The organism is Vibrio atlanticus, from assembly GCF_024347315.1.
Lineage (GTDB): Bacteria > Pseudomonadota > Gammaproteobacteria > Enterobacterales > Vibrionaceae > Vibrio > Vibrio atlanticus.
Window position 1 is genome coordinate 1405965 of the sequence record NZ_AP025460.1, and the last position, 20018, is coordinate 1425982.

The following is a 20018-nucleotide window of genomic DNA, read 5'->3' on the forward strand; positions in this document are numbered from 1 at the left end:
GACATTAAAGGCGACGAAGTTCTTCGTTTAGCATAGGTAAATCAAGCTTCTGCTCTTTAGCACACTGCTTGGCAATATCGTAACCCGCATCAGCATGACGCATAACGCCAGTGGCCGGATCATTGTGAAGTACACGAGCAATGCGCTGTGATGCATCTTCACTGCCGTCACAACAAATCACCATTCCTGAGTGTTGCGAGAAGCCCATTCCAACACCGCCACCGTGGTGTAGAGAAACCCATGTTGCGCCGCCTGCAGTATTTAGCAGAGCGTTCAATAGAGGCCAATCTGATACGGCATCTGAGCCATCCATCATGCCTTCTGTTTCACGGTTCGGGCTCGCTACTGAACCTGAATCTAGGTGGTCACGACCGATAACAACCGGTGCTTTCAGTTCGCCATTTTTAACCATTTCATTGAATGCTTGGCCTAAACGTTCACGATCTTTCAAACCGACCCAACAAATACGAGCTGGTAAGCCTTGGAACTGAATGCGTTCACGCGCCATATCTAGCCAGTTGTGCAAATGTGGGTTGTCTGGAATCAGCTCTTTTACTTTTTGGTCTGTTTTGTAGATGTCTTCTGGGTCGCCAGAAAGGGCAGCCCAACGGAACGGACCGACGCCTTCACAGAATAAAGGACGAATATAAGCAGGAACGAAACCTGGGAAATCAAATGCGTTTTCCACGCCTTCTTCAAGTGCCATTTGGCGAATGTTATTACCGTAATCTACGGTTGCAGCACCACGGTACTGAAGATCTAGCATAGCTTGAACTTGAATCGCCATTGATTGCTTAGCAGCTTTCACTACTTTTGCTTCATCAGCTAAACGCTCTTGAGCCGCTTTTTCCATCGTCCAACCCTGAGGCAAGTAGCCGTTCAGTGGATCGTGGGCAGAGGTTTGGTCAGTCACGACGTCAGGCGTGATATTGCGTTCAACTAACTCTGGGAATACATCTGCTGCGTTACCAAGCAAGCCAACAGAGATTGGTGTGTCTGATTCTTTAATCATTGCCATCGCTTCATCAATGCTGGTGGCTTTTTTGTCTACATAGCCAGTGCGCAAGCGGTAGTCGATTCGTGATTCATCACATTCAACCGCGATCATTGAGAAGCCAGCCATAGTTGCAGCAAGAGGTTGAGCACCACCCATGCCGCCAAGACCACCCGTTAGAACCCACTTGCCGCTTGCTTCGCCTTGGAAGTGCTTTTTCGCGATAGCAACAAACGTTTCATAAGTACCTTGAACGATGCCTTGTGAGCCAATGTAAATCCAGCTGCCTGCTGTCATTTGGCCGTACATCATCAAGCCTTCTTTATCGAGCTCGTTGAAGTGCTCCCAATTCGCCCAGTGTGGAACAAGGTTCGAGTTAGCAATTAGTACGCGGGGTGCGTTTTTATGAGTCGGGAACACACCTACAGGTTTACCTGATTGAACAAGCAACGTTTGGTCGTCTTCTAAACGCTCTAATACTTCAACAATCTTGTCATAACATTTCCAATCACGCGCCGCGCGACCGATACCGCCATACACAACCAGTGCATGTGGGTGTTCTGCCACATCAGGGTCTAGGTTGTTCATCAGCATACGCAGTGGTGCTTCTGTTAACCAAGATTTAGCGCGCAAAGTGGTGCCGTGAGGTGCGCGAATTTCGCGAGTCGTGTCGAGACGAGGGTCACTGTTGTGGTGTTCCGTCATTTTGGAATTCCTTCTGTTTCACGTTATATCGTTGTAGTTGTAGTTGTAGTTGTAGTTGTAGTTGTAGTTGTAGTTATCGGTATAGCTGGATTAGTCGCTGGCCATTGCACTGGCTATATCCCAACACAAACGTGCCGCCAATCGAGCCGTTTGGCCATCGATGTCGTAGTCTGGGTTGTATTCCGCAATGTCCGCGATAATGAGTTTTTCACTGTGTTTGAAAATCTGTTCTAGAAAAGGAGCGAGTGCTTCATAGCTCACGCCTCTTGCCGCTGGTGCACTTACGCCCGGCGCAGTCGCCGCTGGGAATACGTCAAGGTCGATAGTGAGATAGAGGTAATCACACTCAGCGATAAATTTTTGCAACTTAACCAGTTGAGCAACTTGGTTAACTTGGGTCATGTTGCGGTCATGTTCATACCAAACACCCAGTTGGTCAGCTTTGTTAAACAGTGCTTTGGTATTACTGGCCGCGCTAACGCCAAGACAAGCGTAATGAAACGGCCATTGATGCTTGTGGCAGTAATCGCTGATTTGATTAAAAGGCGTACCTGAACTGGGTTTAACATCACCGATGTCGCTTTCAAATTCACGAAGATCAAAGTGAGCATCAAAGTTAACGATGCCGATCTTAGGTTTGTGTACTGGCTGATCTTTATAAAGGTGTTCGGCTTTATGTAGGCGTTCCGTTTTATGTAAATGTTCCGCAAGACCTTGGAACGACGCCCAAGCAACCTCGTGACCACCGCCAAGGGTAATCACTTTGTTAGTTGATAGAGCATTGGCAATCACAGAAGCACACTGTTTTTGGCTGACTTCCAATTGACCATCATTGCACTCGATATCACCAAGGTCCGCAATGTGATCGTCACTATGCCAAGCCATATTAGCTAACGCTTGACGAATTAGGTTAGGTGCTTGTCTTGCGCCCACTCGTCCTTTATTTCTTGCAACACCTGCATCGCTGGCAAAGCCAACTAAGGCGATAGCGCCGTCAGTAAGCTCGTTATTTAAGTCACTATGTTGCACTTGCTTGGTAATGTGATGTACGCGTGTGCCGAGTGCGCCATCTTCAAGATCATTGCGTCCCGTCCACACGAAGTTATGTACGGTTTCTGAGTTCTTTTGAATGCCGTTGGAATTAGATTGAGTCATGACACACCTCGCCATTAACAATGCGTTTATGCAGATGAGGAACACCAACTTGATAGCTCAGATCTGCTGGGTGCTCGAGATTCCAGATAGCCAAATCAGCGGCATAACCCACTTCGACTTTACCTTTGGTTTGTGACTCACCAATGGCAGCGGCAGCGTTACAAGTTACACCGCGTAGCGCCTCTTCAGGCGTCGTACCAAACAGGGTGCAGCTCATGTTCATCATCAGCGTTAAATCAGCAAAGGGTGAAGTACCGGGATTTAAGTCGGTCGCGATCGCCATTGGAATCTTGTGTTCACGAAGTAGGGCAACGGGCGGCTGTTGAGTCTCTTTCAAGAAATAGAAAGCTCCGGGTAGCAAGGTGGCTACTGTCCCTGATTCCGCCAGTGCTTTTACTCCGGTTTCATCAAGGTACTCAACATGGTCAACAGAGAGTGCGCCGTATTTTGCTGCAAGCGCACTGCCACCCATATTAGAAAGTTGTTCAGTGTGGCCTTTAATCGCGAGCCCATATTCTTTGGCTGTTGCAAAGACACGTTCGGTTTGTTCTAGGTTGAAGCCGATAGATTCGCAAAACACGTCAACAGCACCGGCGAGCCCTTGCTCTGCAGCTTTAGGAATGATCTCTTGGCAAACCAGATCAATATAACGATCGGGCTGCTCTTTATATTCGGGCGGCACAGCGTGTGCTGCAAGGAGAGTAGTGGTGATCTTAATTCGGCGATGATTTTCTAACGCTTTCGCTGCACGTAACATCTTGAGCTCATCTTCAAGTGTTAAACCATAGCCCGATTTTATTTCGATGCTGGTGACGCCACTTCTTAGCAGGCCGTCTAATCTAGGCAGCGCCATCTCAACCAATTCGGCTTCTTGTGCTGCTCGCGTCGCAGTGACTGTTGCTAAAATACCACCGCCTTGCTTGGCGATGTCGGTGTAAGACACACCATTCAAACGCTGCTCAAATTCATTGGCACGATTACCCGCAAATACGAGGTGAGTGTGGCAATCAATCAGCCCAGGGGTGACTAACTTGTTTTTGCAATCATAGGTAATGTAATCCAAAGAACCATCAATACTTACTTGTTCTAACTCAGAAGCACGTACGCCTTGGTTTGAACAATAGATGGACACGATCTTACCGTCTTCGATAACGATATCTTTAGGGGAAGAGGGCTGATAACCATCGGCTCCCGAGCTCATCGAGACCACTCGTGCGTTTTTGAGGATCAAATTCATAATCACCTAGATCTTTGCTAAACATTAAATGTATATACAAATAAATAGGCTAAACTCTGACCCGAATCAAGTTGATGTTGCAAAAATGTGATCGGCGATCAGGATGATGTTCTTTAATCTAGAAGTATCTTGGAGCTTAATTTGTACTTAGAACCAGGATGGTAGAGCAACGCAAAGCTGATGAGACGTTCTTTGCTCCATGTTCTTCTATTCAAAAGTAGGCAAGGCTCTGATTCAGAAAGTTTTAGTGACGTTCTAATTTGAGAGTCAGGAATAATGGCTTCAACCGTATGCTCGATAGCACTCAACGGGCAGCTTTTTGAAAGGTATTCGTTGGGTGTAGAGGTTGAAAAATCTTGCTCTAGGTATTTTGGAGCGGTTTGAGAGTTCACCCAACGCGCTTCCAATTGAATCGGTGCGTTGTCGGCAAAGTGTATGATTTCACTATAGAACACTTCTGCATTAATCATCACACCTAACCGTGTAGCCGTGCTTTCATCAGCTTTGATGCTATCGTGTTTGATAACTTGGCTAGTATACGTTTGGCCACGGTCTTTGATCTCTTGCGCGATGTTGTTGATATCAAGCAGCGGAGATTGCGCCTTTTCGTCTGGTTCACAAACAAAAGTACCTAGCCTTGGCTTCCTGATGAGTTTGCCTTCAGACACCAAATCTCGAATCGCTTTATTGACCGTCATTCGACTCACATTGAACTGCTCGGTAAGTTCGAGTTCTGTGGTTATCTGGTAACCCACTGGCCAGTGACCACTGTTGATATTATCGTCTATGAACTGTTTTATCTGAAGGTAGAGCGGCGCTTTCGACATAATGAAACCTTATTTGACTATACAAATAGAGTAACGGAATTTTTCACGATTTCAACATTTCCTCGGGCAATGTGACCTTATTCAACATAGATGGGGCAAATTGCTTGATTCTGTAAGGCAAGTGTCGCAAATTGTCACGCAATAACTATTCGCAAATCAAATAATTAGAAAGGGAAATAATATGTTTAAGAAATTAAAGGCCTCGTTGGGCATCGGTGCAGCAAAAGTTGATACCGTCTTAGATAATATTGAAGTTTTCCAAGGTGGAGAGTTGTCTGGCAATGTTCACATTGTTGGCGGCGACGTTGAGCAACAAATTGACCTGATCAACTTAGTTCTCAACACAGAAGTAAAAGTAGAAACGGAAGACAGCACCAGCTACGAAACTTTTTCACTGGGTCGTATTCAAGCGGTAGAGCCTTTCGTTATCCAACCGGGCGAAACCAAACTGGTTCCATTCCGCCTCAAGTTAAATGATGAAACGCCAGTCACCGCGTTGAACGCACAAATGAACCAATGCCATGTGTGGGTAGAAACCAACCTAGATATTGGCTTCGCGATTGACCCTAAAGACCGTGACTTCATCTCCGTACACCCATTGCCAACAGTCGCTAAAATTATCCAAGGTGTGGAAGCATCGGGCATGGCAATGGTGAAAGCCGACGTAGAGAAGGGCTTCTTAAAAGGCAACAGCTTTGGTTCACGTTCGGGTTGTTACCAAGAGATTGAATTTCGTAGCGGCGGTTTTATGAATAATAAAGAGATCGAGCTGTCATTCATCGTTGAAGGTTCAATGGTTCACTGTCTAGCAGAAATCGACCGTTCAATGAGTTTCCGTGGCGACCAATACATCTCATTCAGCTTGCCTGCAAACGCGGCTGACTCAGACATTCGCAACGCCGTCTCAAGAATCATGAGTGCGTAGTTGCCTTTCTGTAAGTAGTCGCCTTTTCTATTAATAGAGACAAGATAGTACGATTTCCATAGCCGAACTTAACTGTTCGGCTTTTTTGTTTGTAAATAAAGACAAAGAATCAATCATTGAACGTTAGCTTAGGGTGTTAGAAGGCGCTATATAGAAGAGACATTTAAGTTATGTAGTTTTTGTAGCGCTGTGGGACTAACATTGTCATTTCATATAATTTCGTTACAATGTTCGGCTACTCACAAATGAGGCATCTGTATTTGCTTTTATGTGGGTATCTTTATTATGCATATATCTCCGATCAACATACTTGTTGGTTGAAAAACATATATTAAACATTTTCATGTGTTGCTTGGTGTGCAACACCACTGTAAAGGACAAATAATGCCAATTATTACTCTTCCTGACGGTAGTCAGCGTCAATTTGACAACCCTGTATCAACTCTAGATGTTGCCCTATCAATCGGTCCTGGTCTTGCGAAAGCAACCATTGCTGGTCGTGTAGACGGCGAGCGTGTTGATGCTTGTGATCTTATCGAAAACGATGCAAGCCTAGAAATCATCACAGCTAAAGATGAAGTTGATGGCCTTGAGATCGTTCGTCACTCTTGTGCTCACCTTTTAGGTCACGCGATTAAGCAGCTTTTTCCAGAAGCGAAAATGGCGATCGGTCCTACCATTGATAACGGTTTCTACTACGATATCGACCTTGAGCACTCTCTAACGCAAGAAGATCTAGAAAAGATTGAAAAGCGTATGAAAGAGCTAGCGAAGACCAAGTATCAGGTTGTTAAGAAGAAAGTTAGCTGGCAGGAAGCGCGTGACGCATTCGAAGCTCGCGGCGAGACTTACAAAATCGAAATCTTGGATGAGAACGTTTCTAAAGACGATCGTCCAGGCCTGTACCATCATGAAGAATACATCGATATGTGTCGTGGTCCACACGTTCCACATATGGGCTTCTGCCAACACTTCACACTACTTAACGTAGCGGGTGCTTACTGGCGTGGTAACAGTGACAACAAGATGCTTCAACGTATCTACGGCACTGCATTCCACGACAAGAAAGCGCTTAAGGCTCACCTAGTGCGCCTAGAAGAAGCGGCTAAGCGTGATCACCGTAAAATCGGTAAGCACTTAGATCTATTCCACATGCAGCAAGAAGCACCAGGCATGGTGTTCTGGCATCACAACGGTTGGACTATCTTCCGTGAGCTAGAAGTATTTATTCGTCAGAAGCTGACTGAGTACGATTACCAAGAAGTAAAAGGCCCATTAATGATGGACCGTGTTCTTTGGGAACGCTCTGGTCACTGGGATAAGTACGCTGAAGCGATGTTCACTACTTCTTCTGAGAACCGTGAATACGCGATCAAGCCAATGAACTGTCCTGGTCACGTTCAAATCTTTAACCAAGGTTTGAAATCTTACCGTGATCTACCGCTACGTATGGCTGAGTTTGGCTCATGTCACCGTAACGAGCCGTCTGGCGCACTTCACGGCATTATGCGTGTTCGTGGCTTCACTCAAGATGATGCTCACGTATTCTGTACTGAAGACCAAGTTCAACAAGAAGTTAAAGCTTGTATTGAAATGGTTTACGATACTTACACAACTTTCGGTTTCGAAAACATCGTTGTTAAGCTATCTACTCGTCCAGAACAGCGTGTAGGTTCAGACGAAATGTGGGACCGTGCAGAGGCCGATCTTAAGCAAGCGCTTGAGGCGATGGAGATTGCATACGAGATTCAAGAAGGCGAGGGTGCGTTCTACGGACCTAAGATTGAATTTACTTTGCATGATTGTTTGGACCGCGCATGGCAATGTGGTACAGTGCAGCTCGATTTTGCATTACCAGAACGTTTAGGTGCAACTTACGTAGGTGAAGATAACGAGCGTCACACGCCAGTTATGATTCACCGCGCGATTTTAGGTTCACTAGAACGCTTCATCGGTATTCTTATTGAAGAATACGCTGGCTTCTTCCCAACGTGGTTGGCGCCAGAACAAGCAATTGTTATGGGCATTACAGACAAACAGTCTGAATATGTACAAGAAATTGCGAAAAAACTGCAAAAAAGTGGATTTAGAGTCAAAGCAGACTTGAGAAATGAGAAGATTGGCTTTAAAATCCGCGAACATACTTTGAAACGTGTACCGTTCATGCTTGTGTGTGGTGACCAAGAAATGGAAGCCGGCGAAATTGCAGTACGTACACGTAAAGGTAAGGACCTTGGCAAATTTAAAGTGGATGACTTTATTTCATACATCCAAGCCGAGGTTTCAAGCCGTAAGCTCAATCTGGAGGAATAGCTATTAAAGGCGGAAGACGTGGCCAACAACCGGCCAAACAAAACCAGCACCGTTTAAACGGTGACATTCGTGGCGTTCGTGAAGTGCGTCTAACTGGCGCAGACGGCGAAGCTGTTGGTGTAGTAACAATCGCTGAAGCGATGGAAGCTGCAAATGAAGCTGGTATGGATCTTGTAGAGATCAGCCCTAACGCCGAGCCGCCAGTTTGTCGTGTGATGGACTACGGTAAGTTCCTCTTCGAGAAGAGCAAAGCTGCGAAAGAGCAGAAGAAAAAGCAAAAGCAGGTTCAGATCAAGGAAATTAAATTCCGACCTGGAACTGATATTGGAGACTATCAGGTAAAACTACGCAACCTGACTGGTTTCCTTGAAGACGGCAACAAAGTGAAGGTAACAATTCGCTTCCGTGGCCGCGAAATGGCTCACCAAGAAATCGGTGTTGACGTTCTTAATCGTTTGAAAGTAGATACTGAAGAATTTGCAGTTGTCGAATCTTTCCCAACGAGAATTGAAGGTCGCCAGATGATCATGGTGTTGGCCCCTAAAAAGAAGTAATTAACGGCTTTGCAAGTAATTAAACCCTGCAGCCTCAGGTTGCGGGGTTTTATTCGCCCTAATTACTATGTTATTAACAACTCAACAATGCGGAGTTATTCATCATGCCTAAGATGAAAACCAACAAAGGTGCTGCTAAGCGTTTCCAGAAAACTGCTGGTGGTATTAAGTTTAAGCACGCTGGTAAACGTCACATCCTGACTAAGCGTACTACTAAGAACAAGCGTCAGCTACGTCCGAACTCGATCCTTCCTAAATGTGAAGTTGCTCAAGTTCTACGTATGATGCCATACGCTTAATTCTTTTTAGTTTATAAATTCGTTTAGTTTAGGAGAAGCATAATGCCTCGCGTAAAACGTGGTGTACAAGCTCGTGCACGTCATAAGAAAGTTCTAAAACAAGCTAAAGGTTACTACGGAGCACGTTCACGTGTTTACCGCGTAGCTTTCCAAGCAGTTACCAAAGCTGGTCAATACGCTTACCGTGACCGTCGCAACAAGAAACGTCAATTCCGTCAACTTTGGATTGCACGTATCAACGCGGCATCTCGTCAAAATGGTCTATCTTACAGCCGTTTCATTAATGGCCTTAAGAAAGCATCTATCGAGATCGACCGTAAGATTCTTGCTGACATCGCAGTATTCGACAAAGCAGCATTTGCTGTTCTAGTTGAAAAAGCGAAAGCATCTCTATAATTTAGAGTTAGCTTAAAGGTTTAATAAAAGGAGAACTTCGGTTCTCCTTTTTTATTGCCTGTAATTTGGCTCTTGCTAGAGCTTCCCTAATCCTTCCTTCGTCAGCCTTGGGAATGACGAGATAAAATTCCGCATCTAATTTTTATTCGCTTGAACAGGCATTCTGGTATATAAACATTTACCTAACCTCTAAATGTTAAGCGACCGAGATAAATGACCGCACCTACCACTATGACGTTCTTCGAACGTTTTGAAACCGATATCCTTTCATGCAAAAAGACCATTACTATTCGCGATGAATCTGAGCGCGATTACCAGCCGGGCAGTGTTGTAGAAGTATCCACGCTAGAGCAGGGACGTGTATTCTGTAATCTTAAGATCATTAGCGTTGAACCAATCCTGTTTGATGACTTAGGTGAGTTCCATGCTCAGCAAGAGAACATGACGCTAGAAGTCCTGAAGGGGGTGATTCAAGATATCTACCCAGGGATCTCTGAACTGTATGTTGTCTCTTATGAGTTGGTAGCTTAAGCCTGATTGGATTAGATTGACTAGCTAGGGATGGCGATTAATGAGTAATAACCAGCAGACACTGCTTCAGCTTTACTGTCGTGAACAACAAGACCAAACGTTACTGTCTAAGAATGACCTTAATAGCGATCTTAGTGAGAGTGCCGATTATTTAAAGTGGTGCGAGAGCAAAAGAAACTTTGTTGAAGAAGATGTCTTAGGGCGGACTTGGGTAAAAAGTTGCCCTGCAGGGTACATTACCGAGGTTCACTTTCATTCTGATGGTAGTCTAACGGAGTATCGTTTGTTTGATCGATTTGAAACCGAAGGTCATTGGTTGCTGAAAAGCGGGTTGCTGCAAGTCGAAATCAATAAAGGTGACAATCGTTACCAGTTTGATGTTGTCGCGTGTAAAAACCTCAATATCCACTCTGCGGTTGAGTATAAGAACGGTGAGCTACATTCGTACTTGAAACTTGTTCAAGTTGAAAGTTAAACGCCGATTCGTTTTATGAGCAAATAAAAAGCCAACAGTGATGTTGGCTTTGTTGTTTTCAATTCGACCGAGTACTTCTGATCAATGAACTATTAAGCTTCGAAGTTCGCCAGTTTAGTATAAAGCTCGCTGTCTTGGTCTTGCTTTACACATACGGTCAATAGGTCTTCAATAAAGTACTTGAGAGCGCGAGCTTCGATTTGTCGAATGCCTTGTTGCTGCTCTTCTGTTAGGTAACCGTAGATAGTCGCTGCTCCAAAATCGCCAGAGATCATTTGGCCTTGCTCATTGACCAGGGTGTTGTGCGCATATAAGTCACCGTGACACACCTTATTGGCATGAAGGTGTTCAAACACATCAATCATCTGTTCGGTAATGCTATTGATCTGAGCAATTGAAAGCTCGAAGCCTTCGTTGAACGTATCGCGAGTGCAGCTTTCAAGAGTAGGGGGCAAGCCTAGGTTGTAATAGTTGCTCGGGATAAGCTCCATCACCAATGCTAGGTAGTTCTCTTCATCAACTTGAGCGATAGACTTCACTAGGTTGCTATGATGACCAGCTTGAAGGCAGGCTTCGAGTTCATCGTGTGGGTAACCGTCGCTTGTTACTTCGCCTTTGAATACTTTAACCGCCACTTCTTGTGGGAAATCAAAGTCACGATTTAACCAGTTAGCATGAGAAATTACCCCAGACGCACCTTGGCCCAGCACTTGATTGAGTGAGTAGTATTTTGAGCTTACGGCAGGCACGCTATCTAAGCTGCTTGGGTGTTTGCAAAACGGGTTACCCGCAAACGCTAACCAAGCCAGTTTTGGTAGCTTGATAAGGAACTCTGGGAATTCAGTCAGTTGGTTTGCAGACAGACGAACCAGTTCAAGGTTTGATAGGTTTGCCATACTTTCTGGTAAAACACGAATCTTGTTACCTGCCAATGCGAGCTTTTGCAGGCGTGATCTTTCACCTAGTGAGTGAGGGAGAACCTCGATTGCATTGTCTGTCAGGATCAACCAACGTAATTGAGCAGGTAAAGATTGCTCGCTGACGGTTTTAATTTGATTAGATTTGAAGCCAACCATTTCGAGCTTAGGAAGAGTACCTAGAACATCAGGAAGGTGCGTGAACAGGTTATTCGACGCGAAAATGATACGCAGGTTAGTCAGCTGTGATAGCTCGTCTGGTAAGCTTGATAGCTGGTTTCCATAAAGGTCTAGAACCTCTAGAGAATCGGCAAGCTCTAAGATCTCTAATGGAAATTCGGTGAGATCTGCTGACAGTTTTAAGTGCTTAATCCCTTTAAGTTGCCCTGATTTAAGTTGTTCTAGAGTATGCAAACCTTAGCCTTATGAATAGATGTTCGAGGCGCGTAGTTTACTTGTCTCAATCGAGAAAGGCGAGCACCGGAGCGATGCTCGCTTAACTAAACTAAGTGAACGAATTTACGAAGGTTAAAGTCGTATATGGTTTTGGCTGACGCCGACCTCCTTAACAAAATCAGCATCATGACTCACCAAGATAAATGCGCCTTGGTATTCACGTAAAGCGGACGCCAATATTTGCTTTGAGTCGATGTCTAGGTGGTTGTCCGGTTCATCGAGTAATAGAAGCGGGGTGTCTTGCTTATGGCTAACGATCAACATCGCCAGTTTCATTTTTTCACCACCACTTAAATAAGCCACTTTTCGGTATACAGAGTCTCGTCTGAACCCAATCCCTGCCAACAAGGTTCGAGCGTCACTTTCTGTTAACCCAAAGCTGTGTGTCATCAAACTATCGAACATGGTGTCGTTGGTGTCCAACATACCAAAGTGTTGATCCAAGTATACCGTCGCCCCTAAGCGCTTAATGGATCCAATATAGTTCGAGTGTTGGCCATGAATGGCTTTTAACAGTGTCGATTTTCCGCACCCGTTAGCCCCGGTTAGATAGCATCGTTCCCCTTGTGATAGAGAGAAGCTAATAGGAGCACCAGAACCAAAACTCAGGCGACACTCTTCAACGGTTAATAGTGAGTGTTTTTTAGAACTATTCGCTTGTTGTAGGTACAAGGCTTGCGGCTTCAGTTGCTCTTGCTGTTCTTTAAGAGATTGAAGTTTATGTTGGTTTTGATCCTTTAAGTTCCTGTGGCTTGTTGCCGATGCTCCTTGGGTTCGTCCTGCTTTATCTTTCATTGCATCCAATAATATCTTGGGTTGGCTACCTGATTTTCGGAGTCGGTTACCTTGAGATTCACGTTGTTGTGCTTTTTCCTTGTTAGTCTGAGCTTGGCGCTCGAGTCGTTTCTTCTCCGATTGGTGATGCGTTATCTGCTTGTCCAGTGCTTCACTTTGACTCGACATTTGCGTGAAGTAATCATCGTAATTCCCTTTATAGAAACGCATGCCCAAACTGTTGAGGTGATAGATCCCTTCCATGTGTCTCAACAAGCTTCGATCGTGACTGACGACAAGTACTTTTCCTTCAAACAACTGGCATTGTTCTAGTAACCAATTGCGCCCTTCGTTATCCAAATGGTTTGTAGGTTCGTCGAGAATCAGTATGTCGTGGTTTGATGCGAATAACCGATGAAGCTGTAAAAGGGCGAGTTGCCCACCACTCAATGTATGGCACGGCGTGGTTAACCCACTGGTTATTTTCAATGTGGCTAAAAGTTGCTTCGTGTTCGCTTGTAAATCCCAATCCTCGCCAACGATATTGAAGTGCTGAAGTTCGCAACTGCCTTGTTCTATGGCGTGCAATGCGTCTAACTTTTCGGTGAGCCCTAAGAAGTCAGCGATGGTGGTGGCGGAATCCAGTAGCGTTGATGGCAACTGGGAGTAAAAGCCGATCGAGCCTTGTTTGGAAACACTGCCTGATGTGGGTTGTGTTTGCCCGACCAGTAACGAAAGCAGTAGTGACTTTCCAGCCCCATTTCTTCCGACTAAGCCTGTCAGGCGACTGCTCAAACTAAAGGTGATGTCTTTGAATAACCACTCACCAGTATCGAGTTGGAATGAGAGATTGTTGGCTAATATAGTAGGCATAAAATACCTCCCTTTACGTGTAAACGAGTAAAAGGGGTGAGGCGCTTTTCTACATAGACTCCAACATAGGAGTCTAAGAATAGATCGCCAAGACGTTACTTAGGTAGCGTACCAATCAAAGATAGGAAATAGAGTGCTGATCTGATTTCTGTCTTTAAGGTACTGATCTTAAAGATGTAGCTTGTCAAAAAACGGATCTTTAAGAGCTTGATTTGTCGCGAAAATAGATGACGAAGTAACGCCCACTAACCCCGAGTGTCCAAATGATTTTTATAAAAATAAATCGGATGTCAGGATGTTAGTACTTCATTATGGCGTTATTCTCTTTTGAAATGATGGTGGGATGTTACTGAAAGAGGGTGCTTAAAGTCAATATGGTGATGTGATTAAAATGTATCCAAATAATTAGAGCGCCTCATGCCTTTATATAGATATAGCCATGAGGCGCTTTAGAGTGTTCTTTGAAAGCAAGGGCTTCAACGAATGTGGAAATTACAGGTTTTGTCCGCCGACACCTCGCCAGCACATATCAAAGCTATCGCTGATGTACTTGCCTGACTGCTCTGGTGGTAACTCATTCTGCTCAATCAACCAGTTTGCACAAATCAAAAAGTGGCTGTGGATGAAGTGCCTAACAAGGTTGATGTCTAACACCATCAGCTCACCAGTTTCTTGTCCTTTCAAAATGATCTCGTCTAACGATGCGAACATCTTTGAAACAATCACTTCTCGAGTTTGAGTCGTCGGGTCGAAATGAACATTGGTGAAAAACTTCATCGCAACTGGATTTTCTAATGCCCATTCAAGCCCTGTGATCCACATGAATTTAAAGACTTGGTAGCGATCTTGTTCAGCGATTTCTGTGTGCTGGTCAAGGGTAGAAAATAGCTCTATTTTCAGTTCACGAAACAGTTCATCAATCAGTAGAGATTTGTTCTCAAAGTGATGAAACAGTGTCGCTTTTGCGACGCCTGCTGTTTTCGCTATTTGTCCTGTAGATGTGCCCTCTAGCCCTTGCTGAGAGAAGAGCAGGAGCGCAGCATCTAGGATTTTTTGCCTTTTCGTAATCATCTATTTAGTACTTTGAACAGAATCTTTTTAATTGGGTTGTTGTAAGGAGGGTGCATTAACTTGGTGAAGTTAATTTTTCCTCTACTTAGAACGGTTTTGGCATGGCTAAAGGTCTTGAAGCCTTCAATGCCGTGGTAGTGTCCCATGCCTGAAGGGCCAATGCCACCGAACGGCGCATCTTCTGCCGCCACATGCACTAGCGAGTCGTTAATACAAACACCGCCAGAATGCGTATTCGATAAGAACTGTTCTTGGGTCTGTTTATCATGACTCATCAGATACAGAGCAAGTGGACGTTCTCTTGCTGTGATATAGCTGATCGCTTCTTCAATAGAGTCATAAGGCACGATAGGCAGAATAGGGCCAAACAACTCTTCTTGCATTGCGACCATGTCGTCGTTCACTTCGGTTAGAAGGTGTGGCGTCATTCTGTGGTTCACATCGTCTTGTGATTGCTCGGTGACAGTGTGAATAACCGCACCTTTAGACTGAGCATCTGCAATCACACCCTTCAAACGATTGTATTGGCGCATATCGATCACAGAGGTTAAGTCTTTGCTTTCAATACCGGCTTTGTAAAGCTTTTTGAAGTACTGCTTATAAGCCGTGATGAACGCGTCGACTTTTTCTCGTGGTAATAAGATGTAATCGGGCGCCACACAAATCTGTCCAGCGTTCAAGCTTTTTGCAAACAGGATGCGTTCAACGGCGTCAGCGACATCAAAGTCCGGAGCAATAATCGTGGGAGACTTACCACCCAATTCTAAAGTTACTGGCGTTAAGTTGTTGGCTGCTGCTCTCATTACGTGCTTACCCACAGAGGTTGACCCTGTGAATAGAATATGATCAAACGGGAGTTGGCTAAATTTCGCGGAAACATCAGCTTCGCCTTCGATAATCGCAACCTGATCTTCGTTAAATCCTTCAGCCAACATCGCTTTTAAAACTCGGTTGGTCGCTGGAGTGAACTCAGACATCTTGAGCATTGCAGTATTACCTGCCGCCAGCGCCGTGATGAGAGGCCCTAAAGAGAGCATCACCGGGAAGTTCCAAGGAACAATGATACCGACAACACCCACTGGCTGATAATGAACGGTGATCTTCGCGGGTGTCAGCATTAAGCCAGCTTTTCTACGAGATGGCTTTAACCATTTCTTAAGGTTCTTTAGGTTGTAATTGATCTGGTGAAGAGAAGGGGTGATATCAGCAATCAAGCTGTCGTGTTTTGCTCGATGGCCATAATCTTCAGACACCGCATCAATCAATTGCCCTTGGTAGCGCATTAGCAACGCTTTTAATTCCGAGAGGTCTTTTCTTCTCTGCTCAAGCGCTGGATTAACATTACTGCGGTAGTGATCTTTTTGTCGGTTGAATATTTGATCCATGTCGTTGATGTTCGACGTGGTTGGTTCAAGGTCTAGATTATGGCTCATAGTATCCCCTAAATTCGAAAGCTGACCGATTGGTCGGTCAGTTGAATTTACAAGAAGATCGAATCGAATACAAGATATGCACGAGAAAAGTTCAATAATTGAGCGGTTACAACATTGAAGTGAGCGAGTTTTAGTTGGAAGAACGAAGTGTTTATAGGTATCGAATCACGGGATACAAGTTGTGTTTGTGATAGCGAGAGTTCAGATTGGGAAGTGCGCATATTTGTCACAACCCTGACTTAACATCACCAAATTAATCAAGAATTTTAGATGTGATTGCTATTTTATTCACCTAATTTTTTGTTAGAAAGTGCTTTAAATCTAATGCGCTTCAGCCTGTTTTTTGGCCTAAAACCTTGTAATACCTTACCTGTCACTTTAAGTCGGATCGTCGATAAAAAAACGTAATCGTAACCACAAATATCAATGGTTGGACTCACTCTTAATAATATCGGTTAATGCAGCCAACAAATCGTTTTCGAACGTTTTTTGTTGGGTTATACCTCGCTATTCCAATGAGGTATCTTCTGTCGATGGCCCTATAGTGTGAGGTCTCTAGAATTGGAAAATTCGGTTAATTTGGAACGCATCCGTGCTGAGTATAATGTAAAGCACTGGAGCCAAGGTTTTTATGGAATTGATGATAATGGCGAGGTGTATGTTTCACCGAGCGAAACCGATCATCAAGTTCCGCTAAGTCAGATCGTAAAACAGTTAGAGCAGCGAAATATTGGTTTGCCTGCTCTTGTGCGTTTTCCTCAAATAGTGCATCAACGTGTGCACAATATCTGTAACGCATTCAACCAAGCGATCGACGAGTATCAGTATGACAACCGTTACCTGCTTGTTTACCCGATTAAAGTTAACCAACAGAAAGAAGTGGTTGACGAGATCTTAGCGAGCCAAGCTCAATTAGAGCAGAAGCAATTAGGCCTAGAAGCAGGTAGCAAGCCTGAACTATTAGCGGTATTGGCGCTGGCTCAAAAAGCAAGCTCAGTGATCGTGTGTAACGGTTACAAAGACAGAGAATACATCCGTCTTGCGCTTATTGGTGAAAAGCTGGGTCATAAAGTTTTTATCGTTCTAGAGAAGCTATCAGAGCTTGATCTTGTTCTTTCTGAAGCGAAAGCGCTTGGCGTGAAACCTCGTTTAGGTTTGCGTATTCGTCTTGCTTCTCAAGGCGCAGGCAAATGGCAAGCAAGTGGTGGCGAGAAGTCGAAGTTCGGCTTGTCTGCATCACAAGTGCTGACTGTTATTGAACGCTTGAAAGCAGAAGACCAACTCGATGTTTTAGAGTTAGTGCATTTCCATCTTGGTTCACAAATGGCCAATATTCGTGATGTACGAAATGGTGTGAGCGAAGCGGCTCGTTTCTACTGTGAACTGCGCGATATCGGTGCTCAATTGAAGTACTTAGATGTTGGTGGTGGTTTGGCTGTGGATTACGACGGTACACGTAGCCAGTCTTCAAACTCAATGAACTACGGCTTGCTTGAGTACGCTCGCAACATCGTAATGACAGTAGGGGATATTTGTAAGCTCTACAATCAGCCACAACCTGTGATCATTTCTGAATCTGGTCGTTCGTTGACTGCGCATCACGCTGTGCTTGTTACTAACGTGATCGGTACAGAAAGCTATTCTCCGGAAGATATGGCTGCGCCTGAAGCTGACGCACCAATGTTGCTAAACAACATGTGGAAGAACTTCTTAGAGCTAGATGCAGGTAACGATGATCGAGCGTTGATCGAGATCTACAATGACACGCAAAGCGATATCGCAGAAGCGCACAACCAATTTGCCACAGGCATGCTGAATCTTCAGCACCGTGCTTGGGCAGAGCAGATGTCTTTGCGTATTAACTACGAACTTAGCTCTCGTATGAGTACTAAGAACCGTTACCACCGTCCTATTTTGGACGAGTTGAGCGAGCGTTTAGCCGACAAGTTCTTCGTGAACTTTTCGCTGTTCCAATCGTTGCCAGATGCTTGGGGTATCGATCAGGTGTTCCCTGTATTGCCTCTAAGTGGTTTGGATAATGCGGACGAGCGACGCGCTGTAGTACTGGATATTACTTGTGATTCTGACGGTACGATTGACCAGTATGTTGATGGCCAAGGTATTGAAACGACTCTGCCAGTTCCTGCATGGAACCCAGATGAACCATACCTGATGGGCTTTTTCTTAGTAGGCGCATACCAAGAGATCTTGGGTGATATGCATAACCTATTTGGTGATACCCACAGTGTAGTGGTGAATGTTGATGAAAGTGGTCAAGCGAATATCGACTACATCAATGAAGGCGATACGGTTGAAGACATGATGCGTTATGTTCACATTGATACGGATCTGATTCGTCAGAACTACAAAGATTTGGTCACGGCGAAAGTACCAGCACAAGAGCAGCAAAGCGTACTTGAAGAGTTAGAGCAAGGCTTGATGGGTTACACCTATCTTGAGGATTTTTAATGAACGATCTATTTACCAAACCAGATTACTCGCTGTACTCCAACGCGATGACTTTTATGCGTCGTCCATTGGTACAGAACCCAATTGATAACGATGCTGATGTGGTTGTGTTGGGCGCGCCGTTAGATATGGCGACGTCGGGTCGTCCGGGTGCTCGTATGGGGCCTGATGCGATTCGTCGTGCGTCTGTAAACTTGGCGTGGGAAGGCAAAAAATTTCCTTGGGACTTCAATGTATTTGAACACACCTCGGTGATTGATGCTGGCGATCTTGTGTTTGATTGCGGTGATGCAGAAGACTTAACTCAGCGTTTAGAAGCAGCCGCTGATGCGATTCTAAACAGCGGTAAAACACTGTTAGGGTTAGGTGGCGATCACTTCATTACATTGCCTTTGCTAAGAGCATACGGCAAGAAGTACGGTGAAATGGCTCTGATTCATTTTGACGCGCACACTGATACTTACAGTCAGGGTAGTCGTTACGATCACGGTACTATGTTCTACCATGCGCCAAATGAAGGGTTAATCTCGCCTGAGCATTCTGTGCAAATAGGTATTCGTACAGAGTATAAGCAGGAAGGTCATGGCTTTAATGTTATCAATGCGATGCAAGCGAATGACATGAGCGTGGATGAGATCATTGCTCAAGTGAAAGGCATTGTTGGTGATAAGCCAGTTTACCTAACGTTTGATATTGACTGTCTGGACCCTGCGTTTGCTCCGGGTACTGGGACACCAGTGTGTGGTGGTTTGAATTCAGATAAAGTGCTCAAAATCATCCGTGGCTTACAAGGTATCAACATGGTTGGTATGGATGTAGTAGAAGTGTCTCCAGCGTATGACCAAAGCGAAATTACGGCTCTAGCTGGCGCAACTATCGCACTTGAGCTGCTTTATGTTTGGACTGCAAATCGCTTAACAAAATAAAATAGTTAGCGAGCCATGTTGAACGTGACAATCTCGTTTTACGGATAAACACCATATTGCGGTACATGATCTTCTAAAAGCCGCCCGAGTTAAACTCGGGCGGCTTTTTTGTATCTATTGTTTTGTCCTAAAACGTATTCCTTTTGATATGTGTATATCGAATGATAAGTCATGACTATTGTTCCTCCATAGCACCTTAATATGTTGATGGGCATATATGAAATTGGCGAAATATACGCTTAATAAATGGTTTTTCATCCGCTTTGTGCTGAACATTGTCTCAAGTTTGGGACTACTCTCTGCTTTATTGCTATCACATCGTTTGCCTCAAGCAATGTCTTATATTCGCTCATGATTTATCTACTTTATTCCTGTATATCTTTATAGGATTAAAGAGATGTAACATTGCTGTGAGTTTATTTGCATATAAATCAATGCACTACTAACGTTTAATTTGTGTTTTAGAAATCCATAGAGAATAAGTGAATTTGTGAAAAGGAGTCTCTTAGCACAGACATGGCATTTTTTATGGGGAAGACTAGGCTTAACAGTAAGTAAACTATAAAAAAAACAGGTTAAATACTTATCTCTTTTCAACTCGAAGAGGCACAACAAAAGATTGGCCATTGATGAGGGGTAAGTATGAATTTGATTAAAGCCTGTAATGATTAACAAAAATAATTTGTAC

General features: G+C 44.4%; 17 protein-coding genes. 9 read left to right on the forward strand and 8 right to left on the reverse strand.

Annotated features, from left to right (window positions below):
* Positions 1-4: 4 nt before the first annotated feature.
* The 4 genes from hutU to hutC form a co-directional block, all read right to left on the reverse strand.
* The gene (gene hutU, locus OCV30_RS06405; protein ID WP_065111157.1) at positions 5-1699 is read right to left on the reverse strand and encodes a urocanate hydratase; all 1695 of its coding nucleotides are present in this window, start codon (positions 1697-1699) and stop codon (positions 5-7) included.
* A 90-nt stretch (positions 1700-1789) separates the two neighbouring features.
* Positions 1790-2854, reverse strand: coding sequence for a formimidoylglutamase (hutG, locus tag OCV30_RS06410; protein WP_065680268.1), 1065 nt, complete (start codon positions 2852-2854; stop codon positions 1790-1792).
* Positions 2841-4091 carry an imidazolonepropionase gene (hutI, locus tag OCV30_RS06415; RefSeq protein WP_065680267.1) on the reverse strand — a complete coding sequence of 417 codons (1251 nt, stop codon included), beginning with the start codon at positions 4089-4091 and terminating at the stop codon, positions 2841-2843. The genes hutG and hutI overlap by 14 nt, the downstream gene beginning before the upstream one ends.
* 113 nt (positions 4092-4204) lie before the next feature.
* Positions 4205-4918 carry a histidine utilization repressor gene (gene hutC, locus OCV30_RS06420; RefSeq protein WP_065680266.1) on the reverse strand — a complete coding sequence of 238 codons (714 nt, stop codon included), beginning with the start codon at positions 4916-4918 and terminating at the stop codon, positions 4205-4207.
* A 181-nt stretch (positions 4919-5099) separates the two neighbouring features.
* Between hutC and OCV30_RS06425 the strand changes: the two genes are divergently transcribed.
* From OCV30_RS06425 to OCV30_RS06455, 7 genes are all read left to right on the forward strand, one after another.
* Positions 5100-5843, forward strand: coding sequence for a sporulation protein (locus OCV30_RS06425; RefSeq protein WP_065680265.1), 744 nt, complete (start codon positions 5100-5102; stop codon positions 5841-5843).
* 384 nt (positions 5844-6227) lie between these two features.
* A complete protein-coding gene (gene thrS / locus OCV30_RS06430; protein WP_029223062.1) occupies positions 6228-8156 on the forward strand; it encodes a threonine--tRNA ligase in 1929 nt (642 codons plus the stop codon).
* Between the two features lie 83 nt (positions 8157-8239).
* On the forward strand, positions 8240-8710 hold the full coding sequence (gene infC / locus OCV30_RS06435) for a translation initiation factor IF-3 (protein ID WP_009846505.1): 471 nt from the start codon (positions 8240-8242) through the stop codon (positions 8708-8710).
* Between the two features lie 104 nt (positions 8711-8814).
* Positions 8815-9009, forward strand: a complete 195-nt coding sequence (gene rpmI / locus OCV30_RS06440; protein WP_004738430.1) for a 50S ribosomal protein L35 — start codon at positions 8815-8817, stop codon at positions 9007-9009.
* Between the two features lie 42 nt (positions 9010-9051).
* On the forward strand, positions 9052-9405 hold the full coding sequence (gene rplT, locus OCV30_RS06445) for a 50S ribosomal protein L20 (RefSeq protein WP_004733517.1): 354 nt from the start codon (positions 9052-9054) through the stop codon (positions 9403-9405).
* A gap of 213 nt (positions 9406-9618) precedes the next feature.
* A complete protein-coding gene (gene yqfB, locus OCV30_RS06450) occupies positions 9619-9936 on the forward strand; it encodes a N(4)-acetylcytidine aminohydrolase (protein ID WP_065680264.1) in 318 nt (105 codons plus the stop codon).
* A gap of 40 nt (positions 9937-9976) precedes the next feature.
* The gene (locus OCV30_RS06455; RefSeq protein WP_065680263.1) at positions 9977-10411 is read left to right on the forward strand and encodes a hypothetical protein; all 435 of its coding nucleotides are present in this window, start codon (positions 9977-9979) and stop codon (positions 10409-10411) included.
* Positions 10412-10503: 92 nt separating this feature from the next.
* On the opposite strand, the gene OCV30_RS06460 is transcribed toward OCV30_RS06455, so the two are convergent.
* The 4 genes from OCV30_RS06460 to OCV30_RS06475 form a co-directional block, all read right to left on the reverse strand.
* The gene (locus tag OCV30_RS06460) at positions 10504-11742 is read right to left on the reverse strand and encodes a leucine-rich repeat-containing protein kinase family protein (protein WP_065680262.1); all 1239 of its coding nucleotides are present in this window, start codon (positions 11740-11742) and stop codon (positions 10504-10506) included.
* 114 nt (positions 11743-11856) lie between these two features.
* On the reverse strand, positions 11857-13431 hold the full coding sequence (locus tag OCV30_RS06465; RefSeq protein WP_065680261.1) for an ABC-F family ATP-binding cassette domain-containing protein: 1575 nt from the start codon (positions 13429-13431) through the stop codon (positions 11857-11859).
* Between the two features lie 492 nt (positions 13432-13923).
* Positions 13924-14502 carry a TetR/AcrR family transcriptional regulator gene (locus OCV30_RS06470; protein ID WP_065680260.1) on the reverse strand — a complete coding sequence of 193 codons (579 nt, stop codon included), beginning with the start codon at positions 14500-14502 and terminating at the stop codon, positions 13924-13926.
* Positions 14499-15935, reverse strand: coding sequence for a coniferyl aldehyde dehydrogenase (locus tag OCV30_RS06475; RefSeq protein WP_065680259.1), 1437 nt, complete (start codon positions 15933-15935; stop codon positions 14499-14501). Before OCV30_RS06475 ends, OCV30_RS06470 begins: the two co-directional genes overlap by 4 nt.
* A gap of 579 nt (positions 15936-16514) precedes the next feature.
* On the opposite strand from OCV30_RS06475, the gene speA reads away from it, so the two are divergent.
* Together speA and speB are read left to right on the forward strand one after the other, a co-directional pair.
* Complete coding sequence (speA, locus tag OCV30_RS06480; RefSeq protein ID WP_170967440.1) at positions 16515-18404, forward strand: arginine decarboxylase; 1890 nt, start codon at positions 16515-16517, stop codon at positions 18402-18404.
* Complete coding sequence (gene speB, locus OCV30_RS06485; protein WP_009846513.1) at positions 18404-19330, forward strand: agmatinase; 927 nt, start codon at positions 18404-18406, stop codon at positions 19328-19330. The genes speA and speB overlap by 1 nt, the downstream gene beginning before the upstream one ends.
* Positions 19331-20018 lie beyond the last annotated feature (688 nt).